This is a genomic window from Corallococcus sicarius (assembly GCF_003611735.1).
In the GTDB taxonomy this organism is placed as follows: Bacteria; Myxococcota; Myxococcia; order Myxococcales; family Myxococcaceae; genus Corallococcus; species Corallococcus sicarius.
In genome coordinates this window covers 1-18,473 of sequence record NZ_RAWG01000066.1, presented here as the reverse complement: position 1 = coordinate 18,473, position 18,473 = coordinate 1, and the positions used below count along the sequence as shown (strand labels likewise).

Below are 18,473 nucleotides of genomic sequence, written 5' to 3'. Positions count from 1 at the left end.
CTATTGGGCTGCGATATGGACCACGTCGATGCCATAGACCTTTTCTTTCTGGAATAGCATTCGAATGGCCTCAGCCGTCTTCTCCTCTGCGATGAGCCACCGGATCGAAGCTCCGGTTCCCTTCGATGCTTGAAGCTGCCGCTGCGCCTGTTCAACGAGACTCCTGGCTCCCGAACTCTGGAACCAGATTTTTGGATCCAGGTTGTCAAGGAACTTGTTCGCATAGCCCGGCCCCTTCGCCTCCAGCAGTACGCCGTCCTTGAAGCCATCGAACTTCACGCCTCCACTGTTCTGGCCCATGCCTCCAACCCAGTACGCATCATCCGCCGAGTGCCCCGTAATCTGCTCCTGGTAACGGCGGGCTCGCGCGGACATCGACTCCTTCGCAGGCCCCCATTGTCCAGGGCCTTTAGATGGCGATGCACCCTTCGAGGCTGTGTTCGCCCGCTGAAGGATGATTGCCGCCCCAGGCCCTCCGCTCAACACCGCCGCCACGCGCCCCACCGGCACCGCGACGCGCTCCAGTGCCAGCACTCCCTCCGCCGACAGCGAGAGCACCGGCACCGTGGCTTCCGCTCCTACCGCCAGTCCCGTCAGGGTCCGCGTCGTCGTCGAGGCCGCGCCCCAGGTGGCGAGGACGTTCGTCGCCAGCCGCGCCACCTCGCGAATCTGCTCGCCCTCCGTCATGGACTGGAAGCGCTCCCAGTACGCGGGCGATGACGTGATGAGGGCCACCACCGCCGTTGGCAGGTGGCTCAGCCCCGCGATGCTGTCTACGGGGTGGGACAGGAGTTGTCCCAGGGCGTGGTACAGCTCCGCGAAGGCGTCCCCCGCACCCTCCAGCGATCGGTTGATGACGTCCGCGTCGTCGTACACCTCCGCCAGGGGCCGCCAGTCCGACTCCTGGAGCTGGGCATCGACGGCGCGGAAGACACCGCCCTTGCCGCTGTAGAAGCGCCCCAGCTCGAAGTTGCCCGCGCGGAACGCGCCGTCTTTCCACTCGACAGGCGCCACCTTCTGCTGCGTGTGTCCGGTGAGGGCCCACGCGAGGTAGCCATCCGGCCGGAGGACGGCCACCTGTGCCCGGGCGAAGCGCTCCATCCGGCGCAGCAGCTCCTCGCGGGAGACTTCGCCGCCCTCCAGCACCTCACGCAGCAGGAAGCCCGCCGCCATGCGGGGCGGGAAGTTGCCCAGCGTCACCGGATTCCGAATGAGCTGGCCCAGCAACCGCGCCGCCTGAGTGGGCGTCAGTGAGCCACCCGCCAGGGGACGCGCGTCCCTGGTTTCCAGCCCGGCGTCCGTGAGCAGCTTCTCCCAGGCATCCTCTTGGGCAACGCCGCGCACGAAGCCACCACCCACGGCACCTGCCATGCCCTGGTAGCCGTCCCCCGCCGAATCGGACCGGAAGCTCCGGTGACGCACCAGTCGCCCCGGCATCTCTCTCTGCGCGAGGGACGGCGGCGCCGAGGTCCGCACTGGCGGGGAGTCGTCGCGCTGCGGCTCCGCCCACTCGGGCGCGGGGGCAGGGCGCTGCGTATAGCTCAGGCTCACGCCCCGGCGGGGCGCGGGCGTCACCGAAGCGCAACCCGTCGTCAGCACGGCGAGGGACAGCAGCAATGCGTCAGCGCGCATTGTCCACCCCCAGGCCCACCGAGGCGAACGTCCCTGGCCGCAGCGTGCCGTCCGCTTCAGGGAAGAGCAGCGTGCCGCCCGTCCCCATCGCGTAGAGCTTCCCGCTCAGGAAGCGCCAGCGAAGCTCCGCCGCCCCCAGGTAGCGCGCCCCGGGCTGCCCCATGCCCACCGCCAGCCCCTTCAACGCCACCTCGATGGTGCGCTGGACGAATTGCACCGCCACGCGCCCATCCCCGTCGAAGCGGCCCCACAAGAAGGCTTCCACACCCAGCGACAACTTCAGGTGCTTGTGCGTGCCCCCGTAGCCAACGGCATCCCAGCCCACGTCCGCCTCACTGAAAACGGAGTACCCGTCCGGGAAGGACGCGTCCGCCAGGGGCACGCCGTCCGGGCCCGCCGCCTTGAATCGCGCCAACTCGTAGTCCGGACCGAAGGAGCCCTGGCGGAAGCCGCCGTGCTGTCGGCGCAACTCCAGGCGCAGCATCATCCGCAGCGTGGGCGATACGGCATCTGCGCCCGCGCCCACCACCGCGCCCCATGCGCCTCGTTCACCTGGCCGTCCGCCCCAGCCGGCCAGCAGGTGCGCTTCAAAGCCTGGTCGCACCACCACCACTGCGATGGCATCCAGGTGCGCCAGCGTTGTCGAAGGGGCTCTTCCTCCGGCCTTGCCCCAGTCATGCACGGCGGAGAGGGACAGCGTGTAACGCGCGCTTTCGCGCGGCGGTCCGAAGAGGACGTGCTGCACGTCCAGGGAGAACTCCGCGCCCATGAGGCGCGCGCCCAGCACGTCCGAGACGAAGGCCTCCGTGTAGAGAGGCCCCAACGTGCCGGTGAGGACGCCGCCCGCTGGGTGGTAGTCCGGATTGAGGCGGTTGGAGTAGCGCCGCACGAGGTGCGCGGCCAGCAGGCTGTAGTCCTCCAGCGCGCCGAACCAGACGGCGATGGGGGAGTCGTCCGAGCCCAGCTTGAGGGCGCGCACCACCTGCCCGAAGTCCGAGAGGCTGTCCCAATCCTCCCGCCGCACGAGGCCCGCACCTTCCCCTCCACCCCACAGCCGCAAACGCACCGGGGCGCCCAGGTTGAGACCGAAGTCCTCGCCGCGCTCGAAGACGACGGTGGGCTCCACCTGGAGGAAGCCCTCGTCCGAGCCGACACCCGCGCGCGGCAGCAGGGACAGCGTCGTCGCGTCCAGCCGCAGCAGCGAGCGCCACGCGTTGTCTCGTGCGCGCCGTTCCTCCTCCTCGGGCTGTGTCTCAGGGGCGTCCTCGGCCCACGCGACAACCGGCCACGCCAGCAACAGCCAGACAGCCCCACTTCGCATCATTCGCATACACACCTCCTGTGAATGCCCCCAGCGAGGGGAGTAAAGGACACACGTCTGACGTTCAGCCCGGCACTGGCCGGCTGTGCGTTGCTGCTCAGGGGTGAGGGGAAAGGGGTGCCGGCTGCGTCGGGCCAGCGGGAGTCAGTGCTTCGCGACGCGCAGCGCGCCGGGCCTCGGCTCCGTGGGGATGTCGTCCTGGCGCAGCGGCGGGAAGGCGGGAACGATGCCGCCCTCGTCCTCCATCTCAGGGAGGGGCGATGACTGACGGACGATCCTGGAAGGGAAACTGGAAGGCCGGCCTATACGAGCGCGTCCGCGAGCACGGTTACGACTCGCTGACCGCCTTTGCCGAAGCACGCCCTACCGCATCACTGGTTGCGTTGGCCGAGGAGCTTGGTGCGAACGACGTCGCCAGGGTGCAGGTATTCAGCGGGCTGGTGGCCGAGGCGGAGCGCAGCAAACAGCTCACGCGATTGGTTCGCGGGCAGTTCGTGCGCGAACTGTTCCAGCCTCTTGAGCAAGCCTGACCGACAGCGGCGGCCCTGCGCGCCGATGCGCGGTGAGCCACGTTGCACGCACGTCGCAGGAGCCTGCGCTTCGTGTGTCTGCTCGCGTGTCCCAAGGGCCTCGCGAACCTGCACGAGCACCACCCCGATGTGCATGTCTTCACCGCCGCCATCGACGATCGGCTGGACGCGCACGGCTACATCCTGCCGGGCCTGGGCGACGCGGGAGACCGCCTCTTCGGTACGAAATAGGTCATCCTCCGGGACATGCGAATGCTTGTCCCGGTGTGGCTGCTCCTGTCGGTGGGCTGTGTCTCCCAGACCTCCCGTCCCGAATCCGCTGCTCCGGCCCCGGACGCGTCCCCGGCGGTCGCTCCGGAGCCGGCTCCGGAGCCCGAGCTGAAGGGCGACTCGTACACGGCCTGTGGCTGTGGTTGCTGCCCGGGCGTAGAGCCGCAAGTGAAGTGCCTGGGAGGCGAGTCCCTCCAGGCCGTCATCGCCCGGGACAAGCAGGCGGCGGCGTCGCCGGACTGCGCCATGGCGGGGTGCTCGCTGCCCGTGAAGTACCAGGCCTGCGACGGCTCTTGAGTTCCGAGAAAGAAGGAATTTAGGATATGTCCGGGTAGGTGGTTTTCACCATTCCCGGGAGTCCAGACATGCGCGCGTCGTGGCGGTCCACACTGATGGCGGTGATGTTGGGTGCGGTGTTCGCGCAAGGGGGCGCGGCCGCGGAGCCTGCTCCCTCGGCTCCGCCTGCTCCGGAGCTGCTCCGGGCGGCGGCCCAGCGCTGGACGGAGGACCTGTCCGTGGGCGAGGGCACGGGCGAGCTGGTGCGCACGCGGGACGGGTTGCTCTACGAGCCCAACGGCGTGATGCGCCGGCCGGAAGGGCTGAACCGGCTCACCGGCCTCTACACGTTCCCGGCGCGCACGCTGCCCGAGCCCGTGGACACGTTCCAGCCCCGGCTCCAGGCCACGCAGGCCCTGGGCACGGGCGTGGAGGTGGACGTGCGCGTCCGCGTGCCCGGTGGCGCCTGGAGCGAGTGGCGCACCTCCAACGCAGGCGAGGCCGTGCGGCTGCCCCGCGCGGGCACGGAGGTGCAGGTGCGGCTGGCGCTCGTGGCGGACGAGCGCGGCCGGGGCCCGGTGGTGCAGGAGCTGAGCCTGGAGGGCTGGCGGGAGGGGAGTGACGCCGAGCAGGGGCTCCAGCCGCTGGCGGCGCTGACCTACCGCGTCTACGCCACCCGAGAGGGATTGGTGGGCGGCACGACGGCCAACGGCCATGTCATCAAGAGCTACGACCGCTTCGCGGCGCTGCCGTCGCGCCGGGGGCTCGCGTCGAACGGGGGCTCCGAGTACCAGGTGCGTGTCTGCTACGCGAAGACGGCGAAGTGCACGACGACGTCTGTCTGGGACGTGGGCCCCTGGAACACGAAGGATGACTATTGGAATCCCTCCGCCGTGCGCGAGATGTGGAAGGCCTTGCCGCAGGGCAAGCCTGAGGCGCAGGCCGCGTATCAGGATGGCTTCAACGGCGGGTTGGATCAGTTCGGGCGGCGTCCGTCGAACCCCGCGGGCATCGACCTGGCGGACGGGACGTTCTGGACGGACCTGGGGATGTCGAACAACGACTGGGTGGACGTGACGTACCTGTGGACGTCGGGCGGCGGCACGCCCACGGGGCTGGTGATTGACAGCAACAACGCGAACAACGACCAGACGAAGGGCTACATCCAGCTCACGGGCGCGAGCTGGGCGTCGTCCACGAACGTGGCGGGCTACTACGGCAGCAGCTACCTGGTGTCCCCGGGCGCGGCGGTGTCGGAGCCGGCGACGTTCTACTTCTACCTGTCGGCGGCGGGCACGAAGACGGTGGACGCGTGGTGGACGGCGGCGACGGACCGCTCCACGGCCGCGCCCTTCATCGTCACCAGCGCCACGGGCACGCAGCTGGCGAACGTGAAGGTGAACCAGACGATCAACGGGGCCCGGTGGAACACGCTGGGCACATGGAGCTTCCCGGCGGGCTGGAACAAGGTGCAGCTGAGCCGCTGGGTCACGGCGGGCACCTACGTCGTCGCGGACGCCATCCAGGTTCGCTAGCTCGGGAGTGCAGTAGGTAGTCCGGTAGGGCCGGCGGACTCCGGCGGGGGCGTCATGGACGTCCCCGCTGTCCGGGCGGTACAAAGCCAGACCACTCTTCGAGCCGAGGGTCGTCCATGGCCTTGCGCACCGTGATTCCGCCGCCACCGGAGCAGCCGCAGCTCTACGCGGACCTCGCGTCCTGGTGGCCGCTGTTCTCGCCGCCGGAGGAGTACGTGGAGGAGGCGGCGGACCTGCTCGGCATCCTGCGCACGGCGGCGGAGGGGCCTGCGCGCACGATGCTGGAGTTGGGTTCGGGCGGTGGGAGCATGGCCTTCCATCTGAAGGCCCACTACGCGCTGACGTTGACGGACCGCGCGCCGGGGATGCTGGAGGTCAGCCGCGCCATCAACCCGGAGTGTGAGCACCTGGTGGGGGACATGACGTCCCTGCGATTGGGGCGCACGTTCGACCGGGTGATGGTGCACGACGCCATCATGTACGCGACGGACCGGGAGTCCGCGTGGGCGACGGTGCGGACGGCGGTGGAGCACTGCCGGCCCGGAGGCGCGGTGGTGCTGCTGCCGGACTGCGTGCGGGACACGTTCGAGTCCGTCACCGAGTCGGGAGGCCACGACGGGCCGAACGGGCGCGCGATGCGCTACCTCATGTGGTCGTGGGATCCGGATCCGGAGGACGAGACCTTCGAGACGGCGTTCGCGTACGTGATGCGCGAGGCGGACGGGACGGTGAGCATGTCGCAGGAACGGCATCGCAGCGGCTTGTTCCGGCGCGAGGACTGGCTCCAGTGGATGCAGGAGGCGGGCTGTCCCGCGACGACCCGGCGCGACCCGTGGAATCGCGATGTGGTGATTGGCGTACGGGAGCCTCGTGGCGGGTGAGTCACGCCGTGGGGTTGCAGTGCTCCTGCTGTGGCTGATGCCGCTGGTGGGGATGGCGGCGCCCGTGCGCGTGGAGCTCGTCTTCGGCGGGGACGTGATTCCGCACGGCGAGGTGAAGTCGGTGGCGAAGGCCCATGCGAGGCGTGGAGCGGTGCCGCCCGGGGGAGGCGTGGCGCCGTCGCTCAACCACGAGGGCTGGGATCACGTCTTCGGGCCGCTGTCGGACGTGCTGCGCACGGCGGACGTGGGCGTGGTGAACCTGGAGACGCCCGTGACGGACGAGCGCAAGGCGGTGACGCAGGAGCTGGTCTTCAACGCGCCGCCGGCGATGGTGCAGGCGCTGGTGGGGGCGGGCGTGAAGCTGGTGTCCACGGGCAACAACCACGCGAGGGATCAGCGCCCGGAGGGCATGGTGGAGACGCTGCGCCACCTGGACGCAGCGGGCCTGCGGCACGTGGGCACGGGGGCCACGCGAGACGCGGCCTGGGCGCCAGTGTTCATGGAGGTTCGAGGGGTGCGGCTGGGCTTCCTCTCCTTCACGCGGAGCCTGAATGGCTTCTTCAACCCGAAGGATGCGAACGCACCGCACGCGGCGCTGGTGACCTATCCGAGGCACCCGGATCGCAGGGGGCTGCGGGAGGAGGAGGCGGTGGAGCGGGTGCGCGCCGCAGCGGCGAAGTGTGACGCGCTGTTCGTGATGGGGCACTGGGGGCAGGAGTACGCGGACACGCCGCACGAGCTGGACCGGAAGCTGGGACAGGCCTTCCTGGAGGCGGGAGCGTTCGCGGTCATCGGGCACCATCCGCACGTGCTCCAGCCGTTGGAGGCGTACACGACGAAGTCCGGACGGCGGGGACTCATCGCGTACTCACTGGGCAACCTGGTGGCGAACCAGGGGCGCTTCTACAAGCACGCCACCGGCAGGACAGGCACGGAGGGCGACAAGCGGGACTCGCTGCTGCTGCGAGTAGGGGTGACGCGGGCGGAGCCCGGGACTCCGGTGGCGCTGGGAGACGTGGCGGTGTTGCCGGTCTGGATTGAAAACAACGCCACCGGCCGCAAGGCCAAGGCACGCCGCAACATCCAGCCAGTGCTCATCGACCGCGAACTGGAAGAGGTGTCCCGCAGGTTGGCCGCGCTGGCCCAGCGTGCCGGGCCGCCGGACAAGGCGACACGGACGGAGAAGGCCGCGCTGGAGCAACGGCTGGTGAGCGCGAAGTATCGCCGTGAGCGCATCCTGCGAATGCTGCCCGCGGAGTTCCGCGTGGCCACCCCGGAGCTGCGGCGACGCGAGGATGGCGCGGTGGGACTTACGGCTCAGACGGTGCCGTGAAGCGGCACGCGGGCGATGAGCGCCGCGAGCTGTTCCCGGCAGATGACGCAGCGCTGGCGGAAGTCCTCGCTCAAGTCCCCGGATGCGATGAGCGTGTCCCAGTACGCCAGCGCATGACGGGCGGCGTCTGACCAGACATCCAGGTTGTGTGCCGTTGGCGGGGCAGGCCTGAAGGTTCGCTCGACCAGGTGCGCGCCATCCGGAGCGAAGACCATGGGCAGCATGTCGTAGAGGGGCGCGAGCCGGAACCGCCCGGAAGACTCCACGAAGCAGGAGACATTGCCGAGGTGCCGGTCGGTGTTGCCAATGAGCTGACCGAACGTGTCGAGCCAGCGGATCCGCCGGACGTCTTCACCAGAGAGACGACGCTCGGCCAGCAGGCGCAGCGCCACCTCCGTCCAGCTCCCCCCCGACCCGATGTATTCGTTGTCGATGGCGCGCAATGACAGCAGGGCGCGCCTTCCCCGAAGGCCCACCCTGTCGAACCGCTCACTCTCCAGGAACCGGTGGTCCCGCAGGTCGAACCACTGCGTCCGGGCCGCGTCGAATCCCGCCGCGCGGGCCGACTCCAGCGCGAGGTGCTCGCACGCGAGCAGGTCCCGCCACCGCTGTCCCGCGCTGCCCGCGCTCGCATCCGCGAACTTCACCAGCACATGCCGGCCCCCGGAGTAGACGGCGAACTTCGGCTGCTCGCCTCCCGCGGAGGACCCCGTGCCCTCCGCCAGGAAGGTCCTCGCCCGTTCTGGGTAGCTGTCGCGGTGGACCTCCTGGACCTGCGTGGCGAGGTACCGGCTCAGGGATTCCTCACCCAGGATGAGGTCCCCCGTGCAGTCCTCTCCGCGCCGGGCCAGGGCGATGAGCACCTGATCATCGTTCCAGTCCGTCGTGCGCGGAGGGAGCGCCAGGTCCGGGTGCCGCTCGCGGAAGCCTCGGCCCATGTAGCCCTGGGGACTCATCTCCTCCGCGAAGGGAGGCAGTCCTTCGAAGCGCTGCCCGAGGCCCCGGTCCTCCTCCATCCACGTCCCTCCAGGGGACAGGACGTGGAGCGCGCCTTCCCGATGAAGCTGGCCCGTCTCGTCCACCCGGTGGATGGGAACCCAGGTCCCCAGCCTCGGCACCTCACGCGTCCGGGCATACAGGGCACCCCGGGTCCGCCCCATCCGGCACACCCGGGCGCCCGCGGCCTTGAGCCACCGCGACAGGGTCTGCTGCGAAACGCCGAAGTGCTCCTGGAGCGCTTCGGTCCGCACCGGCTGGAGGCGCTGGAGGACGTCCAGGAACTGGGGAGGGGCGCTCATGAGTAGATACGTGAGTAGATATTCAGGGCATACGAGCACGTAACATCTTGATTTGAAAGAAGATGCCCTGAGAGCCCGCCCAGGCCGTGAGTAGATAGAGGGCCCGGGGGAGGAGCCTCCGGCTGCCCGGCCGGCCGGCTTCGCCCCCTATCGGACACACCCTGGGACCTGCGTCTTGAACACTGTGTCCAAGTCGTCGCATGTGGGTGCTTCCCTCATTCTGGAGAGTGCTTGACCCACCCCCTCCCGTGGTTCCGCTGGAGCACCCTGGCCCTGTCCCTGGCCGCCTCCCTGTCCTGTGCTCCCGTCGAGGACGTGGAGCCCCCTCCCAGGCCCGTGTCCCAGAAGCAGGGCGTGGAGGTGCCCGGGTTCGCGGAGCTCCACCACCACATGTTCGCGGAGGAGGCCTTCGGCGGCGGCTGGTTCCACGGCGGCGTCAACGGCTCGCTGGACACCTGTGACGGCGGCTTCCCGGAGAGCGACCACGCCCGCGTCCGCATGGACCTGAGCGGCCTGCTCAACCTGTGCCCCAACTCCGGCGGCGTGGACTTGAGCAACGTCCCCGTCCTGTCCCAGTTCTTCGGCGTCGCGGGCGCGGTGGCCTCGGAGTTCCTCGGCAAGATTGAAGGCACGGAAGGCGACACCGGCCTCCACCTGGGCCGCCGCCACCCCGGCTCCGAGTGGCCCCGCTGGGACACCATCGCCCACCAGCAGTCCTGGGGCGGCTGGCTCAAGCAGGCGCACCAGGGCGGCCTGTCGCTCGTCGTCGTGTCCGCCGTCAGCAACGGCTTCCTCTGCGAGGCCCTGCCTCCGCAGAACCGCAACCGCCCCTGCGACGAGATGACGGACGTGGAGGTGCAACTCCAGAGGGCCCGCGCCTTCGACGCCGCCAATGACTGGGCGGAGATCGCCCTGTCGCCCGCGGACGCGCGGCGGATCATCACCCAGGGCAGGCTCGCCATGGTCCTCTCCATCGAGACCAGCAAGCTCTTCGGGACGAAGGACTGGCGCACGGAGCTGGAGCGCTTCCACGCGCTGGGCGTGCGCACCCTCCAGCCCGTACACCAGCTGGACAACCGCTTCGGCGGCGCGGCCCCTCACAACGCCATCTTCCAGGCCGCGCAGTTCCTGGAGAACTGCCACATCGACACCGACTGCGGCCTCACCGTCGGAGGCCTCACCCTGGGCTTCGACGTGGACTCGCAGTGCCGCAACGTGCGCGGCCTCACGCCCGACGGTCAGCAGCTCCTCCAGGCGATGATGGACAAGGGCATGCTCATCGACCTGGCCCACGTGTCGGAGAAGGGCGTGCGGGATGCCTACGCCGTCGCCGAGCAGAACCGCTACTACCCGCTCTACATCAGCCACGGCCACTTCCGCGAGGTGATGAACGGCAAGCTCGCGGAGCACGAGAAGACCACCCCCGCCTGGGTCGTGCAGATGCTCCGCCGCACCGGCGGCATGTTCGGCCTGCGCACCGCGCACGACGAGACGCGCACGTACACGCCCGCGAACATCGCCAATGACTGTCAGGGCTCCAGCCGCTCCTTCGCGCAGGCGTATGAGTTCGGCCGCCAGGGGCTCAAGGTCAACATGGGCTTCGGCGCGGACTTCAACGGCTTCATCCAGCAGACCCGCCCCCGCTTCGGCCCCCACGGCGCGTGCTCCGCCGGCTTCAAGGCGGAGGCCGACGCGCAGGCCCACCAGCAGGAGCTGAAGTCCCCGGGCCGGCTGGGCACCCCGTTCGACGAGCGGGGCCTGGCCCACGTGGGCCTCCTGCCCGACCTGCTCCAGGACGTGACGAACCTGGGCGCGGACACCACGCCCCTGGCCCGCTCCGCGGAGCTGTTCATCCAGATGTGGGAGCGCACCGCGAGCAGCGCGCGCACCGGCATGGCGGACGCGGCGACGGACATCGACACCAGCGGCGTCCTGCCGTGGGTGCCGCGCTCCGACCGTGAGCAGGCCTACCCCATCGTGTGCGGCAAGCCCTACGCGCCGGACTCCAAGACGGTGGGGCAGGGCTGCCGCTTCGATGACGAGTGCCAGACCGAGCAGTGCACCTCCGTCCTCTGCGCCACCTTCGACGGCCGCTGCGTGTGCAACGACGACGGCGACTGCGGCAGCTCCCGCTACTGCCAGGACGAAATCCCCGGCACCCCGGGCGACAACGACTGCGTGGACCGCAAGACGGACGGCACCTCCTGCGGCCGTGACGGCCAATGCCTCTCCGGTGCGTGCGGTGGCTGCTTCGACGCGGTGGGCTGGTGCTACACGCCGCGCTCCAAGACGCTTGGACAGACGTGCAAGTCCGACAACGAGTGCACCACCGACCGCTGCAGCGCGGACTGCTACGTGAACCCCACCGGAAGCTGCCTGTGCGACAGCGACTCGCACTGCGGCTCGGGCCAGTTCTGCGGCTGGGGGACCCACTCCGGCAAGTGCATGAACAAGCGCAGCCGGGGCGCGGTGTGCTCCAGCGATCGCGAGTGCGCGTCCGGCACCTGCCGCTGGTCGTTCACCTGCAAGTAGGCCGTTGGTTAGCGGGGCGCCCCGGGCTTCCGGGGCGCCTCGTGCAGCTCGCGCAGGGACACGATGCGCTCCAGGAGCGGCCCGCCCAGCTTCCTCCGGGCGATGCGCTGTGACGGATAGATGCCCCGGTGTCCGGTGAGCAGGTACGCCACCGTGGCGACGATGGCCACGTGGGGCAGCACCGCGCCGCCCACCAGCTCCACCGCCATCAACGACAGCGCCAGCGGCGTGTTGGACGCCGCCGCGAACAGGGCCGCCATGCCCACCGCCGCGCCCAGGTCCACCGGCAGGCCCAGGAGCCGCGCCAGCACGTTGCCCAGCGCCGCTCCAATAAAGAACAGCGGCGTCACCTCACCGCCAAGGAACCCCGCGCCCAGCGTCACCACCGTGAACACGAGCTTCCACGCGAACGCGTCCCACGGCAGCGACACGTCGTGGAACGCGCGCAGGATGCCGGGCACGCCCAGGCCCAGGTAGTCGTCCGTCCCGGACAGCTGCCACAGCCCCACCACGCCCAGGCCGCCCAGGGCCATGCGCACGGGCAGCCAGGGCACCCGGCGCTCCAGCAGCTTCTTCAGGCCGTGCGTGCCTTCGATGAAGGCCACCGCCACCAGCGCCACCCCGGCCGCGAACACCAGCCACTTGCCGAGCACGGGCAGCGTCAGCGCCAGCGCCCCGGGTGTCGGGTACACGGTGTGATGGATGCCCAGCCCGCGCGTCACCAGGTCGCCCACCACCGCGGCGGTGAGCGCGGGCAGGAGCGCCTCGTAGCCCAGGCGCCCCACGCACACGACCTCCAGCCCGAACACCGTCCCCGCCAGCGGCGTGCCGAACACGGACCCGAACCCGCCCGCGATGCCCGCCGCGAGCAGCTGTCGCCGCGTGTCCGGCGTCACCCCGAAGCGGTGGGCCACCTGGTCCGCGAGGCTCGCGCCCATCTGCACCGCGGTGCCCTCGCGCCCCGCGCTCCCGCCGAACAGGTGCGTGAGCACCGTGCCCACCAGCACCATGGGCGCCATGCGCAGGGGCAGCACCGCGTCCCCCTCGTGCACCGTGTCCAGCACCAGGTTGTTGCCGCCCCGGATGGACGCGCCCCACCGGCCGTACACCGCGCCCAGCACGAGCCCCGCCACGGGCAGCGCGTACACCCACGCCTCGTGTCCCATCCGGAAGTCGGTGGCCAGCTCCAGCAGCGCCAGGAACACCGCGGACGCCACCCCGCACACCCCGCCCACGACGGCGCCCAGCAGCAGCCACTGTCCCAGCGCTCGGGCACTCGGGGGGAGGTTCACGGCCGCGCAGTCTAGGCGCGATGCGGCAGCACCCGTCGGGAAGTTCACCCCCGTCCAAACACAGACAACGGATTCTTCCAGCGGGAATCGCTCCCGCAGCCTGAAACACGATGAAACATCGCGTCAATCCGGGGCGGTGCGTCATCAGTCAGGCCTCCTCTGACGCGGCATGGCGGAATTCAGGTTCAACCAGGAATGCTCAGTGAAGAGCTATTTCAGGTCTGGGAGGTGATTCCAAAGTCAAAGGCGTGTAGCTTGCGCGGCCTCTCCCCTCTCAGGGGGGAGACCCCCTACCTCCTCAGGAGCCGGTATGTCCGTTCGTCGCAGCGGGCTGTCCCTCGTCGCCGTCGTTGCCGCCACCACGTTGGGTGGAAGCGCGATGGCCAGCACCATCAACCAGAACACGTCGTGGACCATCAACCGGTCGGCGTCTCAGACGTACCGGGTGGTGGCGTACGGCGATTCCATCTTCGCCGGCTACAACGGCGGCATTGGCAGCGTGGCCCGCCGTGGCGCGCCGGTGGTGGAAGGTGAGTACGCGGCGAAGAAGTGGGGCACGAACGTGGAGGTCATCCGCCGCACGAAGTCCGGTGCGAAGGCGGACGACATCTACAACAACAAGATCGTCAACGAGCGCTCGTACATGCAGACCGCGAACACGCGCGTCGTGATGTTCGAGATGTGCGGCAACGACTACCTGCAGGCGCGCAGCGCGTTCACGGACCAGACGGGCACGTGCAACTACAGCGGCCTGCAGGCGGCGCTGACGGCCTGCACCACGTACATGGAGCGTGGCATGCAGGCCATCAACCAGTACGCGACCTCCGCCAAGGTGAAGGTCATCTCCAACATCTACTACCCCGGCTTCGACGCGGACAACGTGCTGACGGCCTGCACGGACTCGGCGACGGGGCAGAAGGTGAACAAGCAGACCTACTTCCTGCCGCTGCTGGCGCGCAGCAACTGGCGCGCCTGTAACCTGGCGGCGAAGTATGGCTTCAAGTGCGCGGACTCGTTCGCGGAGATGATGGCGGCGGACTACGACCGCAACGGCGACGGCCAGGTGGACTCGGCCGCGATTGCCTACATCCCCGGTGAGACCGAGGACGCCTACGTGCAGCGCATCAGCGTGACCCTGCGCAGCACGCTGCGCGACGCGAACCTGCACCTGGCGAACGCGAGCACCAGCTTCGACTACATCCAGTCCGACAACACGCACCCGACGTACACGGGCTCCACCATCAGCGTGAACATCTTCTCCGGCTCCGGCTCCGGCTCGGGCGCGCCGGGCTACACGGACGCGCAGATCGTCAACGGCAAGAACCCGGACTGGAACAAGTTCGGCCACGAGCGCATGGGTTGGACCATCTCCAACTTCGATCCCGCGACGCCGTAGCCTGACGCGGACTCCGTAGGGCCCAGGGCCTCCGACCTGTCACCGGGTCGGGGGCCTTGTCATGTCTGCCTTCCCCGACAGCACCGCTGTTCCACGGAGCCTGCGTCCGGTTGCTCGCCCGCACGCAGCGGTGGATCGTCTCCCATGCAACAGGGCACCCTGTTAGAGGGCACATTGACCTGGATCCGGGGCAGACGGTAAGCCGCCGAGACGCAGTGTGTCATGCGGTCATGGAGGCAGTCCCGTGCAGCCGTCCCCGTTGGCATCACCGCCCGTGTCGTTGCCGTCGGAGGAGGGGCGCCGCTCCCATGAAGGGGGTGAGGGCGCGCTGCCGGTGGTGTGGCTGGTGGAGGACAGCGCGCTCGAGCGCGAGCGTGCCCGGAGGGTGTTGGAGGGGCACTGCGTGCTGGAGCTCTTCGCCGAGGGCCCGACGATGCTGGAGCGGCTGGCGCTCGGGGCGCGTCCCTCGCTGGTGCTGCTCGACCTGTACCTGCCGGGGATTCCGGGCATCGACCTGCTGCGCTTCCTTCGCGCGCAGGTGGATGCGGCGGAGCTGCCGGTGTTGATGCTCACGGTGGCGGGGAGCAAGGCGGACGTGGTGGAGAGCCTCCAGGCGGGGGCGAACGACTACGTGACGAAGCCGTATGATCCGGCGGAGCTGCTCGCCCGCGTGACCTCGCAGCTGCGCACCCAGCAGCTCCACCAGCGGCTCCAGCAGGCGGAGGAGGGGTTTCGCCGCCTGGCGGCGCACCTGCCGGACGTGGTGGCCCGGTTCGACCGGCAGCACCGCCACACCTTCGTCAGCCCCAGCATCCACCGGCTCACGGCGCAGCCGGTGGAGCACTTCCTGGGGAAGACGAACGCGGAGCTGGGGATGCCCGCGGAGCAGGTCCATCAGTGGGCCGCCGCCATCGACGAGGCCTTCACCGGCCGCGAGGTGTCGCTGGAGTTCGACTTTCCCGGGCTTGAGGGGCGGCGGGTGATTCAGTCCCGCCTGCTCCCGGAGCGTGATGCGTGGGGCAACGTGCTGTCGGTGCTGTCCATTGCCCGGGACGTCACCGAGGAGCGGATGCGGGCCGAGTACGAGCGGCACCTGATTGGCATTGTCAGCCATGACCTGAAGAACCCGTTGGCCGCCATCCTGATGCAGGTGCAGGTGGGGCTGCTTCGCGCCCGCGAGGATGCGAGGACTCGCGACATCCTGGAGCGCATCCAGAGGACGGCGACGCGCGCCACCGGGCTGGTGGGCGACCTGCTGGACTTCACGCGGACGCGCATGGGAGGGGGGCTGCCGCTCGTCACGCGTCATCAGGACCTGCGCGACGTGTTGGCGCAGGTGGTGGAGGAGTCGCGCATCGCGCGTCCCGACCGCCGGTTGCGTTGGGAGGTGGAGGGCGAGACCGCGCTCGTGGCGGATGGCGAGCGGCTGGCGCAGCTCGCGACCAACCTGATCGCCAATGCCTTGCAATACAGCCCGGTGGCGTCGGAGGTGCGGGTGCGGCTGGAGGGGTCGCCGGAGGCGGTGGTGCTCGCGGTGCACAATGAGGGAGCGCCCATTCCGGCGGAGGTGCTCGCGAGGCTCTTCGAGCCCTTCCAGCGGGCCAGCGCGGAGCAGGACCGCAGCGGGCGCAACGTGGGGCTGGGGCTCTACATCGTCCACCAGATTGCCCGCGCCCACGGTGGCCAGGTCATGGTGCGCTCCTCGCACGAGGAGGGAACGACCTTCGTCGTGCGGCTGCCACGCGTTCGGGACGCGGTGGCGAGCGATTCGACGAAGCCTGACGGTGCTACCTGAACTCATCCACGATGTAGACGCCCGCGCTGGAGGCGCCAAGCACGGCCATCCCAGGCTTGGAGGCTGGCAGCTTCCGGAGCTGCCCGATGCCCAACCGCGCCACCGCACAGATGGGGACCTGAGCACCTCCATCCAGGGGCTGGGCCGCGTAGTACCGGATGACGGCCTGGGGACCGCTGGTCCAGACCCGGCCATAGAGCCGGGCCGGTGCTGACAGAGGGCCGAGATCATCCTCGAGCACGCTCTCAATCGCGCCCTCGTACAGGGCGAGGGGACTGCTGGACTGATTCGCGTCGAGCTGGATCCACGCGGAGGCGCCGACGAACAGCCGAAGGTAGTTCATCGCCTTGCGCGCCTCTTCCGGGCACTTCTCCGGTCCCGGTGTGCCGTCAGGGCGGAGGGCTACGCCGCTGGTGGCGGAGCCAGGGCAACCGGACGAGGTCACGAGCAGCACTGCGCAGCCCAGGAGCGAGAGCTTGGTGGAGGCCATACGTCGCGCTCTTACTGTGCAACGAGTCCTGGATCGAGCTGAACGACTGCCTGCCTCAGCCCGTCGTGTCGGTAGAACTCCAGGAAGACCGAGGTCAACTTGCCGTCCTCAAGGAAGGCGCTCCGGTCCGCCACGAACGCCACCACGCCGGATTCACCCGGAGCAATCGAGGGGCGGGTCGAACGAACCGCGAGGGTGCTCTCCCTTCCGCTGGAAACACTCAGGAGCCGGGCGGACGTCGGTCAGGGTTCCGTTCTCCTCGAGCGCCCTTCGCAGCGCCGCGTGCATGGCCGCGGAGCCCTCACGGTCCTTGAACACGTCGACCTGCTGGTCAGGCCGGTCCTGCTGCTGCCAGCCCGGAGGACGCAGGAGGAATGGCACCTCGGTTCCATCCACCAACGTCACGACCAGGGGAATCCCTTCCTCGTCGTTGAGGTCGTGGAGGGGCTCCAGGATGACCTTGTTGCGGACCACCGCCAGCGGTTCGAGTCGCCCCTCCCAACCGAGCAGCTTCGTCTTGGCGGCATCCACGGCCTGCTCGAACCGCAGCGTCGTGACCACCTGCCCCTTCACGTAGACACGGTGGGTGTCGTCGCCCGGATGCTCCGAGAGCATGAGCGCACGCACGACGTTCTTCTCGCGCTCGCTGGCGTCAGCAACGGAGGCCACCAGGACACAAAGCAGAAGGGCTCGAATCACGCACACAACCTACCAGGACGGCTGAGCGGCTTCCAATCCTTCACCCCAGCAATCGCATCCCGAGGAACACCGGCAGCGCCACGTAATACAGCGCACGGCAGGTCCACTCCGCTCCCGTTCGCACGTGACGTGCCCAGCGGGGTCCCAGCCATGCGGCTCCGAAACACAGCGCCTCCGCGAGGCCCCTCCAGAAGCAGCCGAACAGCAGCAGCGCCAGGAACACCGGCAGCCACGTCCGGACGAACGTCAGCGCGTACGCCTGGAAGCCATACATCTGCCATTCGCCGAAGGGCCCCCCGAAGGAGATGTACTGGTGCGCCCGGAAGAAGATGGCCGCCAGCACTCCCGGCACCACGCCGTACTTCACCCCCCAGTCGTACCAACGCCTGCGCCACTTCGCGCTCCGCGCCTGCGCGTAACGCACCCGCGGATGGTCGCGCGCCTCACCCCGCGCGCCCATCGCCGTGAGCAGCGGCGCCGGGGCCTGCACCTCCAACCCATACTCGAACGCGCGCCCCGTGCGCAGGCGCAGCGTGAGCCCGGGGCCCGGAATGAGCAGCCGCCACGGACGGACGGACTCCAGTGCTTCGAAGGGAATCTCGAAGTGCGCTCCCCCGCGCAGGGTCAGCACGAGCCCCTCCGGCCCCACCGTCACCGTGGCCCGCGTGCCCAGCCGCAACAGGCTCAGCGCGATGCGCGGTAGCAGCCCTCCGACCGTCAGCCCCACCGCCAGCGGTCCGGGCTCCACCGTCTGCGTTCCCGCGAGGACGTCCTGGAACAGCAGCGCCGTGAAGTAGCAGAGCGTGCCCAGGGTCACGGTGTGCACGAGCGCGCCCAGCGCACGCAGCCTCGGCGTGTAGGCGTGGACGGGGAAGGGGCCGGACGCTTCGACGGTCATGGGTGGGGGCGTGGCGGCGCGCGCATTGCTTCGAGGGGAGCGGCTTCCGTAGCATACGCACCCCGGAGGCTCCCCGAGAACATGCGTTCCCCGCAGTCTGGCCCTGAGCGTCGCACCGATTCCGATGGCGTGACGCGGGTGACGCCCTCGCGAGAGTCTCGCGGCACGGGGGCGTGGCTCATCGGAGGCGCGACCCTTCTCACCGGAGTGTGTCTGGTCTTCTGCGCCTGGTTTCTCGCCCGGCCCATGACCGTGGAGGACCTTCCGCCCGTCGTCGTGGCCCAGCCTCCCGCCC

The 18,473-nt window shown here is 69.5% G+C and carries 15 protein-coding genes and 2 pseudogenes; 9 read left to right on the top strand and 8 right to left on the bottom strand.

From position 1 onward, the window contains the following. On the bottom strand, window positions 1–1,632 hold the full coding sequence (locus tag D7X12_RS13175) for a Tox-REase-5 domain-containing protein (protein WP_120625626.1): 1,632 nt from the start codon (window positions 1,630–1,632) through the stop codon (window positions 1–3). Continuing rightward, on the bottom strand, window positions 1,622–2,956 hold the full coding sequence (locus tag D7X12_RS13170; protein WP_439329363.1) for a hypothetical protein: 1,335 nt from the start codon (window positions 2,954–2,956) through the stop codon (window positions 1,622–1,624). Before D7X12_RS13170 ends, D7X12_RS13175 begins: the two co-directional genes overlap by 11 nt. Window positions 2,957–3,213: 257 nt before the next feature. Between D7X12_RS13170 and D7X12_RS13165 the strand changes: the two are divergent. From D7X12_RS13165 to D7X12_RS13140, 6 genes and pseudogenes are all read left to right on the top strand, one after another. Beyond that, a pseudogene (locus D7X12_RS13165) lies at window positions 3,214–3,471 on the top strand (NUDIX hydrolase); the annotation flags it as partial. A gap of 60 nt (window positions 3,472–3,531) precedes the next feature. After that, a pseudogene (locus tag D7X12_RS13160) lies at window positions 3,532–3,714 on the top strand (uracil phosphoribosyltransferase); the annotation flags it as partial. A gap of 15 nt (window positions 3,715–3,729) precedes the next feature. Then, window positions 3,730–4,050, top strand: coding sequence for a hypothetical protein (locus D7X12_RS13155; RefSeq protein ID WP_147443633.1), 321 nt, complete (start codon window positions 3,730–3,732; stop codon window positions 4,048–4,050). A 68-nt stretch (window positions 4,051–4,118) separates the two neighbouring features. Further along, window positions 4,119–5,564 (top strand): DUF8814 domain-containing protein, encoded by a 1,446-nt coding sequence (locus D7X12_RS13150; RefSeq protein ID WP_120625623.1) that lies wholly within the window; start codon window positions 4,119–4,121, stop codon window positions 5,562–5,564. Window positions 5,565–5,680: 116 nt separating this feature from the next. Next, window positions 5,681–6,445 (top strand): class I SAM-dependent methyltransferase, encoded by a 765-nt coding sequence (locus D7X12_RS13145; protein ID WP_120625622.1) that lies wholly within the window; start codon window positions 5,681–5,683, stop codon window positions 6,443–6,445. Between the two features lie 19 nt (window positions 6,446–6,464). Continuing rightward, window positions 6,465–7,778, top strand: a complete 1,314-nt coding sequence (locus D7X12_RS13140; RefSeq protein ID WP_244224529.1) for a CapA family protein — start codon at window positions 6,465–6,467, stop codon at window positions 7,776–7,778. Here D7X12_RS13140 and yjjJ read toward each other — a convergent pair. Further along, window positions 7,763–9,076, bottom strand: coding sequence for a type II toxin-antitoxin system HipA family toxin YjjJ (gene yjjJ / locus D7X12_RS13135; protein WP_120625621.1), 1,314 nt, complete (start codon window positions 9,074–9,076; stop codon window positions 7,763–7,765). The two genes, D7X12_RS13140 and yjjJ, sit on opposite strands and share 16 nt — an antisense overlap. A 231-nt stretch (window positions 9,077–9,307) precedes the next feature. Between yjjJ and D7X12_RS13130 the strand changes: the two genes are divergently transcribed. Then, window positions 9,308–11,608, top strand: coding sequence for a membrane dipeptidase (locus D7X12_RS13130; protein WP_120625620.1), 2,301 nt, complete (start codon window positions 9,308–9,310; stop codon window positions 11,606–11,608). Window positions 11,609–11,616: 8 nt separating this feature from the next. On the opposite strand, the gene D7X12_RS13125 is transcribed toward D7X12_RS13130, so the two are convergent. Next, window positions 11,617–12,900 carry a chloride channel protein gene (locus D7X12_RS13125; RefSeq protein WP_120625619.1) on the bottom strand — a complete coding sequence of 428 codons (1,284 nt, stop codon included), beginning with the start codon at window positions 12,898–12,900 and terminating at the stop codon, window positions 11,617–11,619. A gap of 310 nt (window positions 12,901–13,210) precedes the next feature. Between D7X12_RS13125 and D7X12_RS13120 the strand changes: the two genes are divergently transcribed. Continuing rightward, entirely contained in the window at window positions 13,211–14,296 is a 1,086-nt protein-coding gene (locus D7X12_RS13120; protein WP_120625618.1) for an SGNH/GDSL hydrolase family protein, read from the top strand. 244 nt (window positions 14,297–14,540) lie between these two features. Further along, window positions 14,541–16,091 (top strand): sensor histidine kinase, encoded by a 1,551-nt coding sequence (locus tag D7X12_RS13115; protein WP_120625617.1) that lies wholly within the window; start codon window positions 14,541–14,543, stop codon window positions 16,089–16,091. Here D7X12_RS13115 and D7X12_RS13110 read toward each other — a convergent pair. Genes D7X12_RS13110 through D7X12_RS13100 form a run of 4 tightly spaced genes read right to left on the bottom strand, consistent with a single transcriptional unit; the run spans window position 16,084 to window position 18,178 of the window. After that, window positions 16,084–16,581: a hypothetical protein gene (locus tag D7X12_RS13110; RefSeq protein ID WP_120625616.1), complete on the bottom strand. Its 498-nt coding sequence runs from the start codon at window positions 16,579–16,581 to the stop codon at window positions 16,084–16,086. The genes D7X12_RS13115 and D7X12_RS13110 overlap by 8 nt on opposite strands. Window positions 16,582–16,592: 11 nt before the next feature. After that, the gene (locus tag D7X12_RS44260) at window positions 16,593–16,805 is read right to left on the bottom strand and encodes a DUF2381 family protein (protein WP_244224531.1); all 213 of its coding nucleotides are present in this window, start codon (window positions 16,803–16,805) and stop codon (window positions 16,593–16,595) included. Further along, window positions 16,735–17,280, bottom strand: a complete 546-nt coding sequence (locus D7X12_RS13105) for a DUF2381 family protein (protein ID WP_244224528.1) — start codon at window positions 17,278–17,280, stop codon at window positions 16,735–16,737. The genes D7X12_RS44260 and D7X12_RS13105 overlap by 71 nt, the downstream gene beginning before the upstream one ends. A gap of 40 nt (window positions 17,281–17,320) precedes the next feature. Further along, the gene (locus tag D7X12_RS13100; protein ID WP_120625615.1) at window positions 17,321–18,178 is read right to left on the bottom strand and encodes a hypothetical protein; all 858 of its coding nucleotides are present in this window, start codon (window positions 18,176–18,178) and stop codon (window positions 17,321–17,323) included. Window positions 18,179–18,473: the final 295 nt, after the last annotated feature.